Origin of the sequence: Klebsiella michiganensis (assembly GCF_015139575.1) — a bacterium.
Classification (GTDB): Bacteria; Pseudomonadota; Gammaproteobacteria; order Enterobacterales; family Enterobacteriaceae; genus Klebsiella; species Klebsiella michiganensis.
Map to the genome: position 1 here is coordinate 3,835,628 of NZ_AP022547.1, position 22,509 is coordinate 3,858,136.

Here is a 22,509-nt window from a genome sequence, read left to right on the forward strand (position 1 = left end):
ATGTGAAGAATCATGTTTATCTTTGAAGGCAATGAAATAGAGACCGATAGCGAAGGCTATCTGAAGGACACAACCCTGTGGAACGAAGCGATGGCGGCCGTTATCGCTGAGCAGGAGGGCATCAGCCTGTCCGTTGAGCATTGGGAAGTGGTGCGCTTTGTGCGCGACTTTTATCTGGAATTTAACACCTCACCGGCGATTCGTATGCTGGTGAAGGCCATGGCGAACAAGTTTGGCGAAGAGAAAGGCAACAGCCGCTATCTCTACCGCCTGTTCCCGAAAGGCCCGGCTAAGCAGGCGACAAAAATCGCCGGACTGCCTAAACCGGTTAAATGCATCTAATACAAAATGGCGAATTTCTGCCACTCTCTGGTGGGCTGATGGGGCTCGGTCAGAACCCTGTCCACCCGCGCGCTGCGCGGCCCACCGGCCTTCAGCCAGGCAATAAGTTTCTCCACCTGGTCCGGTTCTCCGCAGGCCAGAACCTCCACGCCGCCGTCGTCGAGATTGCGCGCGTATCCCGTTAATCCAAGCTGCAGCGCCTCGCGCTGGGTCGAATAGCGAAACCCGACGCCCTGAACGGAGCCGTATACCCACGCCATCGTGCAAACCGTTGCCATGTTCCCCCCTTTTCGGCCAATGACTCAATACAGAGGATAGCAAATTCCGTCAGCGTACATGCTTAGGTAATAATCCATAGTGCTGACGAAAACGGGCGCTAAAGCGCGAGCCTGACAGGTAGCCGCTGCTTTGCGCAATGTCGCCAATGGGTCGCGACGTCGACTGTAATTGCCCCAGCGCGTAGGCCATACGGACCTCTTCCACGATCTGGCGGAAGCTCCGGGACTCCTGCTGCAAACGACGGCGCAGCGTCGATTCGCCAAGAAAGAGCATTTTAGCCACTTTCGCCACGCTCCACGCTTCAGCAGGCGACAGCATAATAATTTGCCTGACCTGACCGGTTATGTCCTCGCGCCGCTCGTTGAGCAGCGGCCCGGCGTAACCAGCCTGATACAGCGCCAGCAGCAATCCCATCGCCTGATGGTGCTGCAGCTCGGCGCAGAGCCCCTCCCGTACCGCCCGCAGGACGCTTTGCCACATAAACGACATTTCCGTCGCCAGCGGCGCGCAAAGCGACGTCAGACGACCGGTCTGCGGCTCGCTCATATAGCGGTGCTTAAAATCCGCCAGCAGTTCCGGCGTGAGAGAGAGCAGGTCGGAGCAAAACAGCCCGTTTTCCGGCTGATTAATCACCTCGAGCTCAACCTCGGCGGGCAAAATAATCAGCTGCTGCGGCGTTGCCAGCATCTCGCTGGCGCCCTGCACAATGACCTTACTGCCGCGGTTTACCCGGCAGATCGCGGGCGAGAACAGCGTGACGCGGTGCAGTTTGCATAAACGACGGGTAGTGATTTCCGCCGCCGTTAACGCGTTATGGTGAAAATGGATGTTCCGCATCATGCCGCCCTTTTTATTATCTTCCGGCCAGCGCCGTTAACTGCGCGCTGGCGATAGCGTGGCTGTGTAACATAAATCCGACTAACGCCCCGCTGGCCTCGCCATCAATGGGCAACGTCGGGGTATCAAGCGCCCATACCGTAAAGCGGTAGCGATGCGGTTTATCTCCGGCGGGCGGACACGCGCCGCCAAAACCCGCATAGCCAAAGTCATTGCGCCCCTGTATCGCCCCGGCGGGCAGTTTAGCGTTATTTTTGTCTCCGGCGCCAGCGGCTAAGCCAGTCACCTGTTGGGCAATATTCACCACCGTCCAGTGCCACCAGCCGCTCCCGGTCGGCGCATCCGGATCGTAAGCGGTCACCGCGAAACTGCGGGTACCCGCCGGAGCATTTTTCCAGGCGATCTGCGGTGAAATATTGCCGCCGGTGCAGCCGAAACCGCCAAACCAGTGCGTCTGCGCCAGCGTCTGGCCGTCGCGCATATCCGCGCTGCTGACGCTAAACGGCGCGGCAATCACCGTCCCGCTCATTATAACCATCATCGCGGCTGCGACCTTCAATCCTGTTTTCATCGTATTTTCCTCCGTAAGGTGAGGAAATACTGTAAGATCCCGGCATGTTTTTTATTGTGCCAAAGCGCCTGCGTTTTGTGCCGAAACGCTCACTTGTCGATACCGGTGGAATGGTGCTTGCCTCAGCCACATGTGCTAATCTACGCGCCATTTTTTCGGTGCCGACATTCCCGTTGCTTAAAGGTAGCCCCATGACAGACTCCATTTTCCCCCGCTTAGTGTTAACCAAAGGACGCGAGAAATCCCTGCTGCGTCGCCATCCGTGGATCTTCTCCGGCGCCGTCGCCCGGATGGAAGGTAAGGCTCGTTCAGGTGAGACCATCGATATCGTTGATTCGCAGGGAAAATGGCTGGCCCGCGGCGCCTATTCGCCGTCTTCACAGATCCGCGCCCGCGTCTGGAGCTTCGATCGCAATGAAGCCATTGATAACGCCTTTTTCGAACGTCGCCTGCAGCAGGCGCAAACCTGGCGCGAGTGGCTGGCGGCCCGCGACGGGCTCGATAGCTATCGCCTGATAGCCGGTGAGTCCGACGGCCTGCCGGGCGTGACCATCGATCGTTTTGGCGACTTTTTTGTACTGCAGCTGCTGAGCGCCGGTGCCGAATACCAGCGGGCGTCGATTGTCAGCGCGCTGCAAACGCTGTTTCCGAACTGCGCTATCTACGATCGTAGCGACGTCGCGGTGCGTAAAAAAGAGGGGCTGGAGCTGGCGCAGGGGCCGGTTGTCGGCGAACTGCCGCCTGCCCTGCTGCCGATTACCGAGCACGGTATGCAGCTGCTGGTAGATATTCAGGGCGGCCACAAAACCGGCTATTACCTTGACCAGCGCGACAGCCGCCTGGCGACCCGTCGCTACGTCGCCGATAAGCGCGTGCTGAACTGCTTCTCCTATACCGGCGGTTTTGCCATCTCCGCGCTGATGGGCGGCTGCCGTCAGGTTGTCAGCGTTGACACCTCGCAGGAGGCGCTGGACGTCGCAAAGCAGAACGTTGAGCTGAACAAGCTGGATCTGTCTAAAGCGGAGTTCATCCGCGACGACGTCTTCAAGCTGCTGCGGAAATATCGCGACGCCGGCGAAAAGTTTGACGTGATTGTGATGGATCCACCGAAGTTTGTTGAAAACAAAAGCCAGCTGATGGGCGCCTGCCGCGGCTATAAGGACATCAACATGCTGGCGATTCAGCTCCTGAATCCCGGCGGCGTCCTGCTGACCTTCTCCTGCTCCGGCCTGATGACCACCGATTTATTTCAGAAAATCATTGCCGATGCCGCCCTGGATGCCGGACGTGATGTACAATTTATAGAACAGTTCCGCCAGGCTGCCGACCACCCGGTGATAGCAACCTACCCCGAAGGACTGTATCTGAAAGGGTTTGCTTGCCGCATCATGTAACTTGAAAAGTGGAGAATCGGCCCGCATATAGCAGGTAATCATGTCTCCCAGGAGGTGCTTATGATAGCCAGCAAATTCGGTATCGGCCAACAAGTTCGCCACACGCTTTTGGGCTACCTGGGCGTGATCGTCGATGTCGATCCCGAGTACTCGCTCACGGAGCCGGAAGAGGATGAAATCGCCGCTAATGACGAACTGCGCCTTGCGCCCTGGTATCATGTGGTGATGGAAGACGATGATGGCCAGCCGATTCACACTTATCTCGCAGAAGCGCAGCTGAGCAGCGAGCCCAGCGACGAACATCCTGAACAGCCGTCGCTGGACGAACTGGCCAGAACCATTCGCCAGCAGCTGCAGGCGCCTCGATTGCGCAACTAGTCATTTGTGGGTTTTACGCCTGGATTCCGCCAGGTTTAAAACCCCGTTGGCTATTTTCATCTCCTCCTTGCCGCCGCGTATGCGGCAAATAGGATAAAAAATAAACGCCGCGCTTTTTTATTTAATAAACACATATACCTATCTGACTCACTCCGCTTATCGCCGCGTTAAAAAATCAAAAACGAAGCGAGAAATTCCTCACGCGCAATAACATGACTTTTTGCGCAAAAAGACCAGCCGCAAAAAAAGATCTACCTGGCTTAAAAAAACAATAAAAAAAATCAATTTATATTGACTAATATGAATTACAGGTTTTAGATTACAAATCGTAATTTATAGCAGGAAAATAATCCTGGCAATGTTCGATAAGTTGCCAACAGAAAGCATATTATTGATTATTAGACGCGTACAATATCCATTCAATAATATTTTCAACTCATTGTTTTAAAAGGGTAACAATGAAGAGGAATAATCACTCGCTGCTCCGCGATGAAATTTTAAGCAAAGTCGTGAAGCCCACCGATCATATTGAAAAATTGATTGAGATAATCGCTAAAGAGCATACGCCCTGCACCATCAGCAAAAAACGCAACATCAGCCTGACGCGGAATGGTGAAAGACAGTGCCTCATTTTATTCGACGGGAGCGTGGCGTTAAACCGCATAAGCGATGGGATGATCCTTAATGCTGAAAGCGCACCGTTTATTTTTGGCGCCAGCTGCCAGCTGGCATATACCCGCCATCTGTATGTTAAAACGAAAGAAACATCGCGCTTGCTTTTGATTCCACAACGTTTTTTTCATGAGCAGGTCGTCAAATATCATCTCTGGCAATCGCTGGCGATGCTGCAGGATTATAGTTCGGCCAAAGTCTATGCCCATTGCATGACGATATCACAACTCTCCGCATACGAAATTATACGTACCCATCTGCTCGAACTTATTGATGAACCAAATGCAATTAAGAATAACATCACCGCTGTGAATTATATTATGGACCACTCTTTTTTGTCCCGCAGCGGCATCATGCGGGTATTATCGAAGCTGAAGAGTGACGGCTATATCCATTTATCGCGCGGCATCCTGACGGATATTATTGATCTGCCGGAAAAGATGAACAGGCTTTATTCAAAATCCGGGCCCGCGCAGCCAGCAGAATGAGTATGCATACCGCTTATTTTTTATTCTGCGCCGTCGCGGCTAACGCCTGGCAAATCAGGCGACTGAACCGCCCGTCGCGCTGCTGCTGTTCACTCCAGCGGATATTGGGCAGCTTCATTTCACCAGAAATGCGCCGGCTGCTGAGCGCAAGCTGCTGAAAAAAAGGCGCCAGCATCGCGCCGCCGGGTACCGTCCGGGTTTGAAACACCGGGCTGCCGTCGACATAGCGATACGCCAGCGCGTTATCCGGCACTAGCGTGGCGGCAAACGCCTGCTGCGCATAGCTGGCCCAAAAGGTGGCCGCGCTATAGCCGCGAGAAACGTTGCTCTCGCAGGTAACCTCCCCGGGTGAAGGCACGACTCTTTCCTGCGCAGGTCTGAAGGCATTTTCCATCCAGCGCGCCATACCTTCCAGGTACCATTTCTGTTTAAAAACCCCGTAGCCGTATTGATACAAATGGAATAATTCATGCGCTGGCGTAATGTTGCGCGCCGGCCGCAGCGCGGCGTTAAGGACAATTTTTAAGCCGCAGGGCAGCGCCGTTCCGTCACCCATGGTTTCTGCCGCCACCCGATCGAAGGCCAGGCCGTGACCTTTGGGGAGCGTCAGCAGGTAGATGTTGATCTGTCGGGCCTGGCGATAAATTTTCTGCTGCAGCGGCGAGCGCAGGCCCAGCAGCGAGGTGTAGAGATATTTCGCAGCCTGGAGCTGGCTCGCAATGTCTTTCACGACATCCGGCACGCCCTCGCCGGTACTATCCTGCGGATATTGCAGGGCGTCCCTACCCTGCAGGCTGTAGTAAATATGAAAGTCATCCACGACGTGCGCTTTTTCCAGGCTATGCCCATGAAGCAAAGAGCCGGGAACGCAGCGGGAAACCTGCACCACATCGCGCGCCAGCAGCGGCGAACAGCAGCAGGATGCCAGCAGGAGCGCGATGACTCGCCTCATCGCCACGCCTGAGGGCCGCGGGAATAAAAAAGGCGCTGACGGTTAGCCAACGTTAACCGCCCGAGGACGCTTTTTTTCCAGCCCGTTTCCGCGCTCCGCGCCGGCATCCAGCTGACGCTCGCTTGTCTGCAGCCATGCCGCCCAGCGTCCGGCGATAGCGCTGCCGTAGTAGCGCTGGGCGTTGCGCAGCGCGGCCTGCTGCATACTTTGCTGCAGCGACTTGTCGGAGATAACGGCGATCAGCGCCGCCGCCAGGGCCTCCTCATCGCCGCAGGGCACCAGAATCCCCGCCTCCCTGTCCTGCAGGATGTCGCGCGGACCGTACTTAATGGCAAAGCTAATCAGCGGTGTACCGTAGGCCATCGCCTCCACGGCGGAGAGAGACTGCCCCTCCTGAGTCGAACAAAGTACCGTGCAGCAGGCCGTTTTATGCGCCTGCGCGATGTCGGAGGTGAAGCCGTTGATATGGATCGCCTTCTCCAGCCCCCACTCCGCCACCCGCGCGCTTAAGCTGCGCCGCAGCGGCCCGACCCCGTAGGTGTACAGCTGCGCATCGGGGATCGCCGTCAGCACTTTACGAAAGGCGTTCAGCAGCAAGGCATGCTGCTTCTCTTCCGAGTAGCGCGCCAGATAAATGACCGACTGCGACGGCGTTTTCTGCGGGTTCGCCGGAATATTACCGTTATCGAGATGATTGGGGATCACCGCCATCCGCGCGGCCGGGAAGCCCTCCAGCTGCAGGTCCTGCCACTGCTCATCGGTGAGGACAATCAGCCGATCGACAAGCTCCGGCTGTTCGAGGATATGCCGGTAGGAGCTTTTCAGCGCGCCGTTAGACAGCTGATGATGGGAGTGAATAATCGCGCTAAGCGTACACGCCATACGCTGTGCGGGCCGCGAGCAGACGAAGCTTTTCCACGTTTTATTTTTATCGACGATAAAATGCCAGCGCCCTTTTTCCGCCAGCCGGGTTTCCAGCATCCACGCATAAAACGCCTCTTCCTGAGCAAAGCGTTTGACTTCACCGCCCGCCAGGGCAATTTCAAGATGGCTTAGCTGCACGTTGCCCTTTTTCTCGTCAAAGCTTTTGCGCAGCAGAATATTACCGGCGCTATCAATGTAGTCTTCGATGATTCTCCCCTGCGGACGCAGCAGGAAGTTGTGTTTACCCACCGCGACATCCGCGCCGGGATTGACGGCATGCCTGAGCTCGATATTGCCCACCAGCGGCGCCAGCGCAGCGATCGCGTTCATCTCAAAGCAATCGCTGAGCCACTCATAGAGGTTATAAACCGGCACCTCTTCGGGCAGCGCGCCGCGTGCTTTCAGCGCCCGCACCGCTCTGGACAATTCGGGATTCCACGTCGCGGTAACTATCCAGGGCACGGTGCGCAAATGTTCGGTAAAGAGCTTCGCCCGCCGCATGGCCGCCACCTCAATACCGTTGCCGACGTCGCGCAGCGTCTCCAGCAGAAAAACGGGGATCGCGTTATTCGACGGCGGCGCTTCGTCCTGCGGGAGCAGCGGCTTTTTTGCCGCTAAATGGTATTTCTGATAGGCGATAAAGCCGGAAAGGTAGTGCTCGACGTCATCGATACGCACGCGGTAGCTGTGGTGGCGAATAAAGAAGCTGTTGACGATCCGTGCGGGATTTTTAAAAAACATCGCCAGCTCAGGCCAGAAGAAGCCGTTCAGCAAATAGCGCGCCCGAACTTCCAGCGCCTGCCAGAACTTCTGCTGGTCAAAATCTGCCAGCAGATGGCGATGCTCGGGCGAAGCGTCCAGACGGGTCACCATCTCAGACGCCGCCATCATTAATTCCAGCAGCGTGGGATAGGTGGTGACGCGATGCAGCACAAAATCAAGATGATCGCGCACGTTGTTCAGGCCAAAGCGAAAGTACTTCTCTTCCGGGCGAAAGCGGGTTAACTCGTTAACGCAGTAGCTCAGCCAGTGGTCATGGTGCTGCCAGTGCTTATTTTTAATGAAATAGGCGAAGGCTTTTTCCACCATCTCCAGCCACTGCGGCGCTTTGGTCAGGCCGTACAGGCGCATAAGAGCAAAAGCCGCTTCGCCATCGTAATAAATGATGCGGAATTTGGCTTTCAGCGACAGATCGTGGCTATTCAATACGTGAACAAACTGGCCGCTGAGCGGATCCTGCATAAAGGCAATGCCGGTCGCCAGCTGCGCCATCAGCGGCAGATATTGCCGGTCTCCGGTCGTTTCGGTGTATTTCACCAGCGCCAGGATACTTACCGCGTTACCGCCGAGCTTGATCTCATCGCCCACGTCGCAGAGAAACGCCGCCTCGCGGCCATCGTCCAGCGTCCGTACTTCAATCAGCGTGTTAACCAGGTACGCAATTGCGCGGTCTATCGCCTGACGAACCGACGGCTGACGGGTCGCTTCCCAGCCCTCGATCAGCGAATAGGTGGAGCTGGCGTGGCGCAGCGCGTTATAGGATCGGACCGGGCGGTCGAAACAGGGAAACCAGCCGTAATGGTAGAGGCCGTCTTGCTTTACCTGACGGGCCAGATAATCGGTGCCTTTTTTAATCACCTCGGCGAGGCACTCGTCCTGCCAGTTTTCCCCGATAACGCGATAGCCGGAACCTCGCCCGCTCTGCTCCATTACTTTTGTCCCAAAACGATCGCAGAAGATCCCCTGCGTTTTAAAGCGCCAGAGCGGCTGCTGCGGATCCTGCGGCCAGCTAAGCGTCTGTTTAAACCGCCGCCGGGCGTAGTTTTCCAGATTGACGCTATTCGGCGCCACGACGCCGTTATCGCCATCGTAGAGCAGCGCGTTGCCGGCAATTTCCTGCTCGAGCATTGCGCAATTAAACTGCGGGTCAAACGCGAGGCCAAAGCGAAAATAGTTACGCTTGGTGACCATGAATTTTTCATTGAGGGATTGCCAGCTGAGCTTTTCCACGCTGTCCACGACGTCAACCCGCAGCCACTGCGGTTCGCTGTCCTGTTTTTTACGCCACTCCTGCAGCGCTCTGGCCCCCGCCAGCCACGCGAGATCGAAGCTGGTACCGCGAGAAATATGCATATGCGCGCGTGATTGGCCATCGCTGACGCTAAAGAAGATTACCCATGCCGGATAGTCAGAGGGCAATACGGTGGATTTTAATTTTTTCGCCTGAAAGCAGGCTTGTTGCAGTAAATCACTTAGCGCCATCTTCCCCTCTCCGTTTATTCAAGAATGCGTTGAATGTTTAAAAATTATTATCAGAGACTGCATACAAACCCATTTTAGATATTGCGCCGATGGCTCGGCCCGGCACACTCCCCGGAGGCGGCGCTCAACGCGTCTTGTCCGGGCTGGCGGACCGCAAACGGCGATGGCCCGTAGCCGATAAGAAGCTCGCCCGTTGATTAACGTTCCCTTAAGGCTTCTTTTGCCCGATTAAACGGTTTGACCAGATAATCCATGACCGTTTTTTCGCCGGTCTTAATATCAACGGTGGCAATCATTCCCGGGCCAATTAAAAAACGCTTGCCGCTTTTATTTTCCAGGTAATCATAGTCAGTGCGAATAAACACCCGATAGTAGTAAACATCCGGTTTAGCTTCATCCTGAGTGGTATCCGGCGATATGGTTTCCACCACGCCGTTCAGCGCGCCATAGATGGCATAATCATAGGCGGTAATTTTCACCAGCGCCTGCTGGTCAGGATGAATAAAAGCGATATCACGAGGTGAAATCCGCGCTTCGATTAATAACCGGCCATCGACCGGAACAATTTCCATCAGCTCGCCGTTGGGCGCAATAACCCCACCAATCGTATTGACCTTAATATTTTTAACGATCCCCTGCACCGGCGAACGGACGGTTAAGCGCGTGACCGAATCGGCGCGCCCCTTTATCACTTCCGCCAGGCTGGCCACGTCGGCATTGGCTTTTGACAGCTGTTCACGCGCGTCAACAAAATAGCGGGTATTGAGATCGATCTTTTTAAAACTAATATCCGCGACCTGCTGGCGAAGACGCAGCACTTCGACATTGCTCGCCGCCCCGGTTTTCGCCAGCCTTTCGGTGATGGCCAGTTCGCTATTCACCAGTTTTAACGACTCGTCCAGCTGGCGCGTCGATTTGCTCAGCTGCTCTTTGCGGCTATGGTAAAGACGCGTCTCCTCCGCCAGCAGCGCGGGCCAGGCTTTCAGGGAGTCGGGAAACGCCAGCGGCTGATTGTTCACCTCGGCGGTTAAGCGAATGCTCGCCGCCAGCGAGGCGCGATATTTCGCCTGGCTTTCGCCGACGTTAGATTCGCTGCGGGTGGGATCGAGGCGCGCCACAACCTGTCCGGCTTGTACCTTGCTGCCTTCCCGTACGTTCAGCTCGGTTAAAATACCGCCGTCGAGGGTTTGTATCACCTGCTCCCGCGAGCTGGGGATCACTTTTCCGGTACCGGTTGAGACTTCGTCCAGTACCGCGAACCATGCCCAGACGCAGCCCACCAGCAGCATAACGGCCAGCAGGAGAATCAGCCGCCGCGATTTAACAATTTTCGCCTCGTCTTCTTCGCTATCCGGCAGCAGCGCCACCGGGTCGTGATCGGCCATCAGGGGGATTTTATTCATATATTCACCACCTGGCCGCGGGCTTTCTCTTGCTCAAAAACCGTTGCTTTGGGTTTATCCAGCGCCAGCTGCCCGTCCTGGATAACCAGGATCCGGTCGACGATATTAAGCACCGCCGCTTTATGCGTGGCGATGATCATCGTTCGATCGCCGGCCCACTGCGCCAGCTGTTCCACAAAGGCCTTTTCCGTTCGCTCGTCGAAAAACGAGGTCGGTTCATCGAGCAGGATAATGTTCGGATCGCGCAGCAGCGTCCTGGCCAGCAGCAGCGACTGCCGCTGGCCGCCTGAAAGCCCCAGCCCGCCTTCCATAATGACGTGTTCAAGACCGAGGGGCAGTTTGCGCACAAACTCCAGCGCGCCGCACAGGGTAAGCACCGAGAAGATTTCATCATCCGTCGCCGCCGGTCGCCCGAGGATCAGGTTCTCGCGCAGGGTGCCGTGGAACAGCCGCGCCTCCTGGGTCAGCAAGGTGGCGTTGCGGCGAATATCCGCGAGGTCGATCTGCGGCAGGCTTAAATCATCCAGCCGCAGCTCGCCCGAAACCAGCTCGACGTTGCCCATCATCGCCTGCAGCAGGGTCGATTTACCGGCGCCGATTCGCCCAAGGATGGCGATTCTCTCGCCGGCTTTAATGGATAACTGGTTGATACGCAGCGGGATCGCGGCATCGTTAAGGCCGTAGCGGAATTCCGCCTGCCGGAACTCGTAGTTGCCGTGCAGCACGGCGCGGTGAACCCGGGTTTCGTCCTGCCCCCCTTCGACCGGCAGCGCCATCAGGTTATCAAGGCTGGCCTTCGCCGTTTTCACCTGCTGCCAGCGAGCGAGTACGCCGCACAGCGCGGTCATCGGCGCCACCATGCGGGTCGAGAGCATTGATGCCGCCACCATCGCCCCGGTGGTGATGTCGCCATTAATCACCAGCGGCGCGCCGACCACCACCACCGTGGCATAGAGCAGGTTTTGCACTGACATTCCCCAGCTGACCAGGCCGTGGGTGAGCCTGCGCGTTTTGACCCCCGACTCGGCGGTAATGGCAATATAGCTATTCCACTGATGCAAAAAGCGGCTTTCCGCCTGCATCATTTTGATGTCCTGCAACCCCTGAATGCTTTCCACCAGAATGGCGTTACGCAAGGTATTTTCATGCTGGTTTTTATTGGCCAGCGCCGCGAGCTTGCGCTGCAGCAGCAGGCCGGGCAGGATCATCAGAATCGTCGCCACCGGCGCAATCCAGCTTAGCCACGGCGAGACGATAAACAGCACCACCTGAAACAGCAAAAAGAACGGTAAATCCGCCACGATGGTCATCATCGTTGAGGTCATCATTTCGCGCACCTGCTCCAGCTCGCGGATTTGCGAAATAAAGCTCCCCGTCGAGCGCGGTACCGCGCTGTTTTTCAGGCGCAGCGCGTGGCCGAAGACCCGGTCAGAAACGCGAATATCCCCGCGTTTGCCGAGCAGATCCGTGACGTGCCCGCGCATAATTTTCAGCACAAAAGCAAATACTGCCGCCAGCAATACGCCGCTGAACAGGACATAAAGAGTGGGATAAGACTGCGCCGGGATCACCCGATCGTAAACCTGCATCGAAAACAGAATACCGCTCAGCGCAAGAACGTTTATGGCAAAAGACGCCAGCATCACGTGCAGATAGGGGCGAATATCTTTCAGCACAATTTTGCGCAGCCAGTCCGGCTGAAAGCGGGCCAGGTAGCTCTCGGTGCGAATATCCCTTTCCGGCGCTGACGGGCGAAACGCAATGGTCTTTTCAATTTCCGGCAGCAGGGTTTCCAGCGGGCAGTAGCTGAGCAGCGCGAGCTCCTTCACAAACCGCACCCCGACGGCGTTATTAACGTCAAAGCTTTCGAGCACGGCGACTTGCCCGTCGCGCAGCTGGACGACCAGCGGTAGCCGCCAGGCCGACATTTTCTCATCGCCCGGAGATAAAAACTGGCAGTTTAGCCCGGCGTGGCGCGCCAGGTGCCGGAGCGCCTCCGGCAGGGTTTTCTGCGTCGCCCACTCGGCGGCGGCGTGCAGCGTGCCGGGAGAAAAGCTTTGTCGATAGTGGTTGGCAATAAAAGCAATCGCATTAGACCAATCGAGCAAATGCGGTATCCCGGCGCGTTCGTTTTGTGAGGTCATGGGCGGATCTCCACGCCCTGGATATTTTGCTTTTCCAGCGCGAACACCGAGCGCATCTTGCCGGTGCTGAACAGGCAGTCCAGCTCCAGCGAACGCAGTTGTGATTCCGTCAGGACCTGGCTAAATCTGGCCTGGTAAATTTCCTGATCGACGTTGAGCAGATCCAGCAGCGGCCGCGAGCCGAGCTGAAGATACTGATCCTGATACAGCGCCCGGGTTTGCTCACCCAACTGCTGCTGACGTTTCTGAATCCCCAGCGACTGGGCAAGATTAACCGCTTCATCGCGAGAGGCGTTCAGCTTCTGGCTGGCGTCCAGCTGGGCGGTTTTGATCGCCGCATTCGCCGCCGCCAGACTTTGCTGGGCGGCGTCGCGGGAGGCGGTCATCGCACCGCCCTGATAGATGGGCATTTGCACTTTCACCCAGGCGGAGTATTGCGTTTTATTCAGTACCGCGCTGTTGGCGTAGTTATCGTTGAGGTAATGGGTGACTTCCGGCTCAAGGGAAATCGTCGGCAGCATTTGCGCGTTGGCGTTATCCAGCTGAGCCTGAGCCTGGCCGGCCTGGGCCAGCGCCGCTAATACCGCCGGAACAGAGCGGTAATCGATTTTGGATACCGCGCAGGCGGCGTCCATCCCCTGCGGAAGGTCATCCGTCACCGTGTCAATGCCGCCGATGCCGATATAGGTCGCGAGCGTGGCTTTCCAGCGCTGAAGGGCCGCCTGATATTGCAGGAGCGTAGATTGCGCGCCCTCCACGCGGGTATCGGTCTGCACAACGTCCGATAATGATGACGCCCCCGCATCGTTGCGCTGGCGAATAAGATCGCCAATCTGTTTAAGCGAATCGACCTGCGCTTTAGCGATGTCGACCAGCTTTTGATAGCCCTGCACCTGCACTACCGCCGCGGCGGTGTCGTGAGCGACCTGGTCGATATTCAGCATGACGGTGGCCTGCTGCTGGGCCACGCCGGAGTCGGCGGCTCTGACCGAACTGGACACTTTGCCGAAGTCGTAAAGCATTTGCGATACCGAGACGACCAGCGATGGCGTATATCCGGCATCAGAATAAGTATTACTATAACCATTATTCATACCCGCACTAATTTGCGGGTAATATTTGGCTTTCGCCACGTCAACTTTCTGCGCCATTTCCTGGAGTTTGCTGACCTCCTGGGTAATCGCCGGATGCCAGTTGACCGCATTTTTTACCGCTTTTTTAATATCCAGCGGGCCGGATATTCGGGTCTGGCTATTAATAATCTCTTCATTGTACCCCGCGACCTGTTGGCTATCGGTTAAACGCTGGCTGCTAATATCATTCGGCATTAAGTATGAATTTTCCGCATGACCTGAAAACGGCGGATTCAAAGCAATAAAGAGAGCGGTATAGCCGCAGGTTATGACATTCCTTTTTTGTTTAAATAGACGCATCAAATTTACCCTTCAGAATTCACGCACTGAAAAAACGGATATAATAATTTCCGCATCATTATTTTTATTAAATAACGGTCTGCTATCTCCCGGATCGCTGCCCGATTCATTCCTCCGCAATAAATAATCTGGACGGCACTTCCGTGTGCCGTTCGCTATAACGCCGATTAATTGGAGTTATTTGTATCAAGCAGCTCGTTGAGCGAATTGATATGCACCCCTTCCAGCGTAATTAAGGTTGTTGATTGATGATCACCGGCCCCGCCGTCGCGGTCGATGGATACCACCGTGTTATTGCCAACGTAGCTCAGGGTCACAAAGTTGCCCAGACTGCTGCTGTTCCCATCCCAGTCAACCAGTAGCGCCGACACATCGATATGATCCCCTTGCGCAACCGAGAAATCCTTCCAGGTATCGCTGCCGTTGCCGCCGGTATTGTCATCGGCCAGCAGGTTGTAAACCACCGTGTCGGCCCCGATACCCAGGGTGAAGGTATCGTCATAAGCGGTGCTGTGGATATCGTCGCCGTTCACGCTGCCGGTAATCTGCGGATGCAGATCGATGGTCAGCGTCGCCGCGGAAGAAACGCCATTACTGTCGTTTACCGTGTAGGCGAAGACCTCCTTGTGCGTGATTGTCGACACATCCATCCCTGCCTTCAGACTGTAGGTATAAGAACCATTATTCGCCATCGTCAGGGTGCCATAGTCACCGTAAATTGTGACGCTGCTTCCGGTTACTGCGCTACCGTTGCTGGTGGTGATACTGCCATTACTGTTGAAGGTCCAGGATTCGGCACTGCCAGAGGAAGTATGTCCGGCGACGGTGTATGAGGCATACAGCACGCCATGGAAATCTTCCGTACCGCCCGAGTTGTTTCCGTTCTGGATATTCCCGCTGACGTTGGTTCCTGCCACCGTATAGTGCGTTGCGGTATCGAACGTCGTACCGGTGATAGAAGCTCCAACCGTATAATTCGGCGCTGGCGTTAAGAAAGAATCCAGAGTGGCGGTGGCTTTCGAAGCCAGGACCATCTCGTAATTTCCTTCGCTCAATGCCACACCCGTTAGCGTTAGCGTATCCGTAGCGCTGGCTGTTGCGCCGATAATCGTGGTCAGATTTTCTGTCGGTGCCCCCTGCCACACCAGAACCTTACTGCCGTCGCTGAGTACGTGATAAATGCTGACCGTGCTGTCAATCCTGACGGTATTGACCACCGATCCACTCGCGGTGTAGTTCACATTCACCGAGAGGGTATCCATTTCGCGATCGGCCCCCACGCTAAAGTTAATCGACTTACTCGCTGATACTCCGCCCGTTGTCGACTTACCGCTTGTGTTCAGCCCCGCGGTGTCAATCGCCGGAACATTCACCGTTGCCAGCGCCGTTGCCACGTTCAGCGCAACGACATCATTCACCGCCAGCGAAGCCGGGCTGTCGATATCGATCGTCAGCGTCGTGCTCGCCGTGTGGCCCAGACTGTCGGTTATGGTGTAGGTAAAGACCTCCGATTGGCCGACACTATTCACTCCGCCGTACGGCTGATAGGTATAGCTACCGTCGCTATGGATGGTCAGCGATCCCCAGGCACCGGCTATCGTCGTTCCGCTGCTGGTGACCGATACCGGATCGGCGTCGGTCACCGAGGTGGCGGTGACGCTCGTCACCTTAATATTTACCCCGGTGTCCGCCACATCGCCGTCGCCATCGCTTTGCAGGACGTTCCCCGTCAGGCTGTCGGTGTGATAGCCCTCAGAGTCGGTGACCGACACGTTGACAAAGGTGCCCAGGTTCAGGTCCAGCAGCGCGCCCAACAGACCGCCGGTATTCGGTGAAGAGACCACCGCCGTGTACGACCCTGAAGGTAACATTGAGGACCAGCCGCCGCCGCTATAGCCCAGGCTGAGACCGAGTCCATTAACATTAATGTTGACGGCGTTGGTCAGAACCTGCACCACTTCGCCGGTCGCCTTATCGACGATAGAGAGATCCGCCGTAAAGGACGATGCGCCACCCAGCAGGCTCAGCAACGTGCTCAGGGCCGCGCCCAGGCTCAGGCCGGTGGTCCCAGAGACAGCGAGCAGCACTTTTTCGTTTGCCCCCGCGGCGACGTCAAAGTCAAAACTATTGCCGTTGAGTAAGCCAACGTTGACGGAACCGAGTAACGAGACGCCGACAAGTTGGCCAACGGTACCGCTTTCTCCGTTGAGCGTATCGAACGTCGCGGTCAGATCCGTTTCCTGAGCATCCGGATTGGCCTGCGCCGGTTCGATGTTGCCGCCGATATTAATCGTCAGGTTAGTCGTCGAGGTATTGCCCGCTTCATCGGTAATGGTATAGCTAAAGACATCCGATTGACCGATAGCGGCCCCGCCTTTGGTCAACTGGTAGCTATAGCTGCCATCAGAGTGAATCGTCAGTACCCCATAAGCCCCGGTGATATTGACGCCAGCGCTGGTCACGTTAACCGGGGTCGATCCGTCGACGGAGTCCGATACCGCGCTGGTGACCGAGATGCCCTGACCGCTATCCTGCATATCGCCGCTGGCGGTGGTATCCAGCACGTTACCTTCAATGGCGCCGACGCTGTAGCCAACCGAATCCGTCACGTCCACGTTGACGAAGCTTGCCACCTGGGCCGCCGCCAGCGCGTTGATCAACGATACCAGGGGGCCGTTACTTTCCGGCGCAGAGATAACCATGGTGTAGTCGCCCGCCGGCAGATTGGCGAAGGAGACCGTACCGTTATAGGAGAGCCCGCCAAGCAGGCTCGCCGAGATAGAGACGCTGTTTTCCGCAATCGCCACGACTTCGCCGGTGGCCGTATTCACCACCGACAGATCGGCCGTCAGGGTATTTCCTGCCCCCAGCAGGTTGACGATAGTGGTCAGCAATCCGCTCGCCGTCAGCAGCGAGTTGCCGTTCACCGATACCGTCATATCCTCAACGGTTCCGGAACCCACGCTAAAGCGCAGATTATTGCCCGACAGCAGCGAGACATCGACGGTGCTGAGTAACGTCAGGCCAACCAGTTGACCGCTGGTACCGCTGACGTTGTTCAGGTTACCTTCCAGCGCGACAACGTCCGGGCTGTTGCTATCGGGGATGGCCTCGATATCGCTGTCGGAATCCGAGTCGCTGTCGGAGTCGGAATCACTATCAGAATCCGAGTCGCTGTCAGAGTCGGAGTCGCTGTCGGAATCACTATCAGAATCCGAGTCGCTGTCAGAGTCCGAGTCGCTGTCAGAGTCCGAGTCGCTGTCAGAGTCCGAGTCGCTGTCTGAGTCCGAGTCACTGTCAGAATCGGAATCGCTGTCGGAATCAGAATCGCTGTCAGAATCCGAGTCGCTGTCAGAATCCGAGTCGCTGTCGGAATCGGAGTCGCTGTCTGAGTCCGAATCACTGTCGGAGTCAGAGTCGCTGTCGGAGTCGGAGTCGCTGTCGGAGTCGGAGTCGCTGTCGGAGTCCGAGTCGCTGTCGGAATCCGAATCACTGTCGGAGTCGGAGTCGCTGTCGGAGTCCGAGTCGCTGTCGGAATCGGAATCACTGTCAGAGTCCGAATCGCTGTCGGAATCCGAGTCACTGTCAGAATCTGAGTCACTGTCGGAGTCAGAGTCGCTGTCGGAATCCGAATCACTGTCGGAGTCGGAATCACTGTCAGAATCCGAATCGCTGTCGGAATCCGAGTCGCTGTCGGAGTCGGAGTCGGAGTCGGAGTCGGAGTCGGAGTCGGAGTCAGCATCACTATCCGTATCATCGGCCAGGCCAATATTAATGGTCAGCGTCGTCGTTGCCGTATCGCCATCCGCATCCGTAATGGTGTAGGTAAAGACCTCCGTTTGACCGACAGAGTCAGCGTCTCCGGTCGCGTGATAGGTGTAAGAACCATCAGCATAGATCACCAGCGTACCGTAGGCGCCCTCAACGATCGTCCCCCCCGAGCTAACCGGTTCCGCCGTTGCCCCCGGAACCGAGGTGGCAACGATGCTGGTCACAGTAATATCCGTACCGGTATCGCCAACGTCCCCACCCGCGTCCGTCTGCAGTACGTTACCGCTGATAATCGCGGACTCGTATCCTACGGAGTCGGTTACCGCCACATCCACCGCGGTCGCTACGCTGAGATTTGCCAGGAAATTCACTAGCGTCGGCAGCAGCCCGGTATTCGTTGGCGACGAAATCACTACCGTATAGTTCCCCTCCGGCAGGTCGCTGAAGCTGGCGCTACCGCTGTAATCCAGGCTGACGCCTCCCGCCGTAATAGTCACCGCATTCGACGCCAGCGCAACCACTTCTCCGGTCACCGTATTCACCACCGCGAGATCGGCCTGGAAGGTATTCGTTCCACCCAGCAGCAGCAGTAGCGTATTAATCAGCGCCGCCGAGCTCAGCGTGGTGCCGCCGGAAATATCCAGTGCCACATCCTGAGTCGTTCCACTCGCGACAGTAAAGTCAAAGTTATTACCGCTAAGCAGCGAAACATCGACCACGCCAAGCAGGTTCACGCCTGTCAGCTGGGTAATCGTACCGTTTACCCCGTCGAGATTGTCATGGTTCTCAGAGATCAGCGCGGTATTAGTATCCGCATTGGCCTGCGGGATATCCGAGTCGCTATCAGAGTCGGCATCGCTGTCTGAATCCGAATCACTGTCAGAGTCCGAGTCAGAATCGCTGTCGGAATCCGAATCGCTGTCAGAGTCAGAGTCGGCGTCGCTGTCTGAATCCGAATCACTGTCAGAATCCGAATCGCTGTCGGAGTCAGAATCGCTGTCAGAGTCCGAGTCGCTGTCAGAATCCGAGTCGCTGTCGGAATCGGAGTCGCTGTCGGAGTCCGAGTCGCTGTCGGAGTCCGAGTCGCTGTCAGAGTCCGAATCGCTGTCGGAGTCCGAGTCGCTGTCGGAGTCCGAGTCGCTGTCAGAGTCCGAATCGCTGTCGGAGTCCGAGTCACTGTCCGAATCGGAATCGCTGTCAGAGTCCGAATCGCTGTCAGAATCCGAGTCGCTGTCAGAATCGGAATCGCTGTCAGAATCGGAATCGCTGTCAGAGTCGGAATCGCTGTCGGAATCGGAGTCGCTGTCTGAATCCGAGTCACTGTCCGAGTCGGAATCACTGTCGGAGTCCGAATCACTGTCGGAGTCCGAATCGCTGTCGGAATCGGAGTCGCTGTCGGAGTCAGCATCGCTGTCCGAGTCGGAATCGCTGTCGGAGTCCGAATCACTGTCGGAATCGGAGTCGCTGTCAGAGTCCGAGTCGCTGTCAGAGTCCGAATCGCTGTCAGAATCCGAATCGCTGTCAGAATCCGAATCACTGTCGGAATCGGCATCGCTGTCAGAGTCCGAATCGCTGTCAGAATCCGAATCACTGTCAGAGTCGGAATCGCTGTCGGAGTCCGAGTCGCTGTCCGAGTCCGAATCGCTGTCCGAATCCGAATCGCTGTCGGAGTCCGAGTCGCTGTCCGAATCCGAATCGCTGTCCGAATCCGAATCGCTGTCCGAGTCCGAATCGCTGTCCGAGTCCGAATCGCTGTCCGAGTCCGAATCGCTGTCAGAGTCCGAGTCGCTGTCCGAATCAGAATCGCTGTCAGAATCCGAATCGCTGTCGGAATCGGAGTCGCTGTCTGAATCCGAATCGCTGTCAGAGTCCGAATCACTGTCAGAATCCGAGTCGCTGTCAGAGTCGGAATCACTGTCGCTGTCAGAATCCGAATCGCTGTCGGAGTCCGAATCGCTGTCAGAGTCGGAGTCACTATCGGAGTCCGAATCGCTGTCCGAATCCGAGTCACTATCCGAGTCCGAGTCGCTGTCAGAATCGGAGTCGCTGTCAGAGTCCGAATCCGAGTCACTGTCGGAGTCAGAATCGCTGTCAGAGTCCGAATCGCTGTCGGAATCGGAGTCACTGTCGGAATCCGAATCGCTGTCAGAGTCTGAGTCACTGTCGGAGTCGGAATCGCTGTCGGAGTCCGAGTCGCTGTCGGAATCCGAGTCACTGTCAGAATCCGAATCGCTGTCAGAATCCGAATCACTGTCAGAGTCAGCATCGCTGTCCGAATCAGAATCGCTGTCGGAGTCGCTGTCTGAATCCGAGTCACTGTCAGAGTCGGAGTCGCTGTCTGAGTCCGAATCGCTGTCGGAGTCCGAATCGCTGTCGGAATCCGAATCGCTGTCAGAGTCGGAATCGCTGTCGGAGTCCGAGTCGCTGTCAGAATCCGAATCACTGTCGGAATCGGCATCGCTGTCAGAGTCCGAATCGCTGTCCGAATCCGAATCACTGTCAGAGTCGGAATCGCTGTCGGAATCCGAGTCGCTGTCCGAGTCGGAGTCGCTGTCTGAATCCGAATCACTGTCACTATCCGAATCACTGTCGGAGTCCGAGTCGCTGTCCGAATCCGAATCGCTGTCCGAGTCCGAATCGCTGTCCGAGTCCGAATCGCTGTCAGAGTCCGAGTCGCTGTCTAGACTGGCCCCCTGAATCTCCAGACAACCAATATCACTTAAATAAGTGATAGTCTTAATACTAGTTTTTAGACTAGTCATTGGAGAGCAGATGATTGATGTCTTAGGACCGGAGAAACGCAGACGGCGTACTACACAGGAAAAGATCGCTATTGTTCAGCAGAGTTTTGAACCGGGAATGACGGTCTCCCTTGTTGCCCGGCAACACGGTGTGGCAGCCAGCCAGTTATTTCTCTGGCGCAAGCAATACCAGGAGGGAAGTCTTACTGCTGTGGCCGCAGGAGAGCAGGTCGTTCCTGCCTCTGAACTTGCTGCTGCCATGAAGCAGATTAAAGAACTCCAGCGCCTGCTCGGCAAAAAAACGATGGAAAATGAACTCCTTAAAGAAGCCGTTGAATACGGGCGTGCAAAAAAGTGGATAGCGCACGCGCCCTTATTGCCCGGGGATGGGGAGTAAGCTTAGTCAGCCGTTGTCTCCGGGTGTCGCGTGCGCAGTTGCACGTAATTCTCAGACGAACCGATGACTGGAAAGATGGTCGCCGCAGCCGTCACTCAGATGATACGGATGTGCTTCTCCGTATACACCATGTTATCGGAGAGCTGCCCACGTATGGTTATCGTCGGGTATGGGCGCTGCTTCGCAGACAGGCCGAACTTGATGGTATGCCTGCGATCAATGCCAAACGTGTTTACCGGATCATGCGCCAGAATGCGCTGTTGCTTGAGCGAAAAACCGCTGTACCGCCATCGAAACGGGCACATACTGGCAAAGTGGCCGTGAAAGAAAGCAATCAACGATGGTGCTCTGACGGGTTCGAGTTCCGCTGTGATAACGGAGAAAAACTGCGAGTCACGTTCGCGCTGGACTGCTGTGACCGTGAGGCACTGCACTGGGCAGTCACTACGGGCGGCTTCGACAGTGAAACAGTACAGGACGTAATGCTGGGAGCGGTGGAACGCCGCTTCGGCAACGAGCTTCCGGCGTCTCCAGTAGAGTGGCTGACGGATAATGGTTCATGCTACCGGGCTAATGAAACACGGCAGTTTGCCCGGATGTTGGGGCTTGAACCGAAGAACACGGCGGTGCGGAGTCCGGAGAGTAACGGCATAGCAGAGAGCTTCGTGAAAACGATAAAGCGTGACTACATCAGTATCATGCCTAAACCAGACGGGTTAACGGCAGCAAAGAACCTTGCAGAGGCGTTCGAGCATTATAACGAATGGCATCCGCATAGTGCACTGGGTTATCGCTCGCCACGGGAATATCTGCGGCAGCAGGCCAGTAATGGGTTAAGTGATAACAGGTGTCTGGAAATATAGGGGCAAATCCACTGTCCGAATCAGAATCGCTGTCAGAATCCGAGTCACTGTCAGAATCCGAATCACTGTCGGAATCCGAGTCGCTGTCGGAATCCGAGTCACTGTCAGAATCGGAGTCGCTATCCGAATCCGAGTCACTATCCGAGTCCGAGTCACTATCCGAGTCCGAGTCGCTGTCAGAATCGGAATCGCTGTCAGAATCCGAATCGCTGTCAGAATCCGAATCACTGTCGGAATCGGCATCGCTGTCGGAGTCCGAGTCGCTGTCGGAATCCGAGTCGCTGTCAGAGTCCGAATCGCTGTCTGAATCCGAATCACTGTCGGAGTCAGAGTCGCTGTCACTATCCGAATCGCTGTCTGAATCGGAGTCGCTGTCAGAATCCGAGTCGCTGTCAGAGTCGGAGTCGCTGTCGGAATCCGAGTCACTGTCAGAATCCGAGTCGCTGTCGGAATCGGAGTCGCTGTCAGATTCAGAGTCGCTGTCAGAATCGGAGTCACTGTCGGAGTCCGAGTCGCTGTCAGAATCCGAGTCACTGTCGGAGTCCGAATCACTGTCAGAGTCAGAGTCCGAGTCGCTGTCCGAGTCCGAATCGCTGTCTGAATCCGAGTCCGAGTCGCTGTCAGAATCCGAGTCGCTGTCAGAGTCAGCATCGCTGTC

At 56.2% G+C, this 22,509-nt stretch carries 14 protein-coding genes; 5 read left to right on the top strand and 9 right to left on the bottom strand.

What is annotated here, in order from left to right:
* Window positions 1–12: 12 nt before the first annotated feature.
* Entirely contained in the window at window positions 13–342 is a 330-nt protein-coding gene (tusE, locus tag JLG71_RS18155; RefSeq protein WP_004849563.1) for a sulfurtransferase TusE, read from the top strand.
* Here tusE and yccX read toward each other — a convergent pair.
* From yccX to JLG71_RS18170, 3 genes are read right to left on the bottom strand one after another with little or no spacing between them, the layout of a single operon-like run.
* Window positions 339–620 carry an acylphosphatase gene (yccX, locus tag JLG71_RS18160; RefSeq protein WP_004849561.1) on the bottom strand — a complete coding sequence of 94 codons (282 nt, stop codon included), beginning with the start codon at window positions 618–620 and terminating at the stop codon, window positions 339–341. The genes tusE and yccX overlap by 4 nt on opposite strands.
* 49 nt (window positions 621–669) lie before the next feature.
* Complete coding sequence (locus JLG71_RS18165; RefSeq protein WP_200914319.1) at window positions 670–1,458, bottom strand: helix-turn-helix domain-containing protein; 789 nt, start codon at window positions 1,456–1,458, stop codon at window positions 670–672.
* A 16-nt stretch (window positions 1,459–1,474) separates the two neighbouring features.
* Entirely contained in the window at window positions 1,475–2,029 is a 555-nt protein-coding gene (locus tag JLG71_RS18170; RefSeq protein WP_014228676.1) for a YbhB/YbcL family Raf kinase inhibitor-like protein, read from the bottom strand.
* Window positions 2,030–2,220: 191 nt separating this feature from the next.
* Here JLG71_RS18170 and rlmI point away from each other — a divergent pair, with 191 nt between their 5' ends.
* The 3 genes from rlmI (at window position 2,221) to JLG71_RS18185 (ending at window position 4,961) form a co-directional block, all read left to right on the top strand.
* Window positions 2,221–3,423, top strand: coding sequence for a 23S rRNA (cytosine(1962)-C(5))-methyltransferase RlmI (gene rlmI, locus JLG71_RS18175; protein WP_009651924.1), 1,203 nt, complete (start codon window positions 2,221–2,223; stop codon window positions 3,421–3,423).
* Window positions 3,424–3,483: 60 nt separating this feature from the next.
* Entirely contained in the window at window positions 3,484–3,801 is a 318-nt protein-coding gene (gene hspQ, locus JLG71_RS18180; RefSeq protein ID WP_009651933.1) for a heat shock protein HspQ, read from the top strand.
* 458 nt (window positions 3,802–4,259) lie between these two features.
* Window positions 4,260–4,961 (top strand): helix-turn-helix domain-containing protein, encoded by a 702-nt coding sequence (locus tag JLG71_RS18185; RefSeq protein WP_032749730.1) that lies wholly within the window; start codon window positions 4,260–4,262, stop codon window positions 4,959–4,961.
* A gap of 13 nt (window positions 4,962–4,974) precedes the next feature.
* Here the strand turns inward: JLG71_RS18185 and JLG71_RS18190 are convergent, their stop codons facing one another.
* The 6 genes from JLG71_RS18190 to JLG71_RS18215 form a co-directional block, all read right to left on the bottom strand.
* Window positions 4,975–5,913 carry a hypothetical protein gene (locus JLG71_RS18190; protein WP_064358354.1) on the bottom strand — a complete coding sequence of 313 codons (939 nt, stop codon included), beginning with the start codon at window positions 5,911–5,913 and terminating at the stop codon, window positions 4,975–4,977.
* A gap of 42 nt (window positions 5,914–5,955) precedes the next feature.
* Window positions 5,956–9,099, bottom strand: a complete 3,144-nt coding sequence (locus JLG71_RS18195) for a glycosyltransferase (protein ID WP_200913733.1) — start codon at window positions 9,097–9,099, stop codon at window positions 5,956–5,958.
* A gap of 197 nt (window positions 9,100–9,296) precedes the next feature.
* The gene (locus tag JLG71_RS18200) at window positions 9,297–10,502 is read right to left on the bottom strand and encodes an HlyD family efflux transporter periplasmic adaptor subunit (protein WP_048263201.1); all 1,206 of its coding nucleotides are present in this window, start codon (window positions 10,500–10,502) and stop codon (window positions 9,297–9,299) included.
* Window positions 10,499–12,646: a type I secretion system permease/ATPase gene (locus tag JLG71_RS18205; protein WP_046877472.1), complete on the bottom strand. Its 2,148-nt coding sequence runs from the start codon at window positions 12,644–12,646 to the stop codon at window positions 10,499–10,501. Before JLG71_RS18205 ends, JLG71_RS18200 begins: the two co-directional genes overlap by 4 nt.
* Window positions 12,643–14,079 carry a TolC family outer membrane protein gene (locus JLG71_RS18210; RefSeq protein ID WP_064358356.1) on the bottom strand — a complete coding sequence of 479 codons (1,437 nt, stop codon included), beginning with the start codon at window positions 14,077–14,079 and terminating at the stop codon, window positions 12,643–12,645. Before JLG71_RS18210 ends, JLG71_RS18205 begins: the two co-directional genes overlap by 4 nt.
* A 167-nt stretch (window positions 14,080–14,246) precedes the next feature.
* Window positions 14,247–20,612, bottom strand: coding sequence for a beta strand repeat-containing protein (locus JLG71_RS18215; protein WP_227630942.1), 6,366 nt, complete (start codon window positions 20,610–20,612; stop codon window positions 14,247–14,249).
* 10 nt (window positions 20,613–20,622) lie between these two features.
* Here JLG71_RS18215 and JLG71_RS18220 point away from each other — a divergent pair.
* Window positions 20,623–21,851 (top strand): IS3 family transposase gene (locus JLG71_RS18220; protein ID WP_089541817.1). Its coding sequence is split into 2 segments (ribosomal slippage): window positions 20,623–20,938 and window positions 20,938–21,851, totalling 1,230 coding nucleotides; the frame shifts between segments, so codons are not numbered across the junction.
* Window positions 21,852–22,509: the final 658 nt, after the last annotated feature.

Coding starts and splice junctions, on each gene's coding strand:
- tusE (WP_004849563.1), top strand. CDS start 13: ATGTTTATCTTTGAAGGCAATGAAATAGAGACCGATAGCGAAGGCTAT.
- yccX (WP_004849561.1), bottom strand. CDS start 620: ATGGCAACGGTTTGCACGATGGCGTGGGTATACGGCTCCGTTCAGGGC.
- JLG71_RS18165 (WP_200914319.1), bottom strand. CDS start 1,458: ATGCGGAACATCCATTTTCACCATAACGCGTTAACGGCGGCGGAAATC.
- JLG71_RS18170 (WP_014228676.1), bottom strand. CDS start 2,029: ATGAAAACAGGATTGAAGGTCGCAGCCGCGATGATGGTTATAATGAGC.
- rlmI (WP_009651924.1), top strand. CDS start 2,221: ATGACAGACTCCATTTTCCCCCGCTTAGTGTTAACCAAAGGACGCGAG.
- hspQ (WP_009651933.1), top strand. CDS start 3,484: ATGATAGCCAGCAAATTCGGTATCGGCCAACAAGTTCGCCACACGCTT.
- JLG71_RS18185 (WP_032749730.1), top strand. CDS start 4,260: ATGAAGAGGAATAATCACTCGCTGCTCCGCGATGAAATTTTAAGCAAA.
- JLG71_RS18190 (WP_064358354.1), bottom strand. CDS start 5,913: ATGAGGCGAGTCATCGCGCTCCTGCTGGCATCCTGCTGCTGTTCGCCG.
- JLG71_RS18195 (WP_200913733.1), bottom strand. CDS start 9,099: ATGGCGCTAAGTGATTTACTGCAACAAGCCTGCTTTCAGGCGAAAAAA.
- JLG71_RS18200 (WP_048263201.1), bottom strand. CDS start 10,502: ATGAATAAAATCCCCCTGATGGCCGATCACGACCCGGTGGCGCTGCTG.
- JLG71_RS18205 (WP_046877472.1), bottom strand. CDS start 12,646: ATGACCTCACAAAACGAACGCGCCGGGATACCGCATTTGCTCGATTGG.
- JLG71_RS18210 (WP_064358356.1), bottom strand. CDS start 14,079: ATGCGTCTATTTAAACAAAAAAGGAATGTCATAACCTGCGGCTATACC.
- JLG71_RS18215 (WP_227630942.1), bottom strand. CDS start 20,612: ATGACTAGTCTAAAAACTAGTATTAAGACTATCACTTATTTAAGTGAT.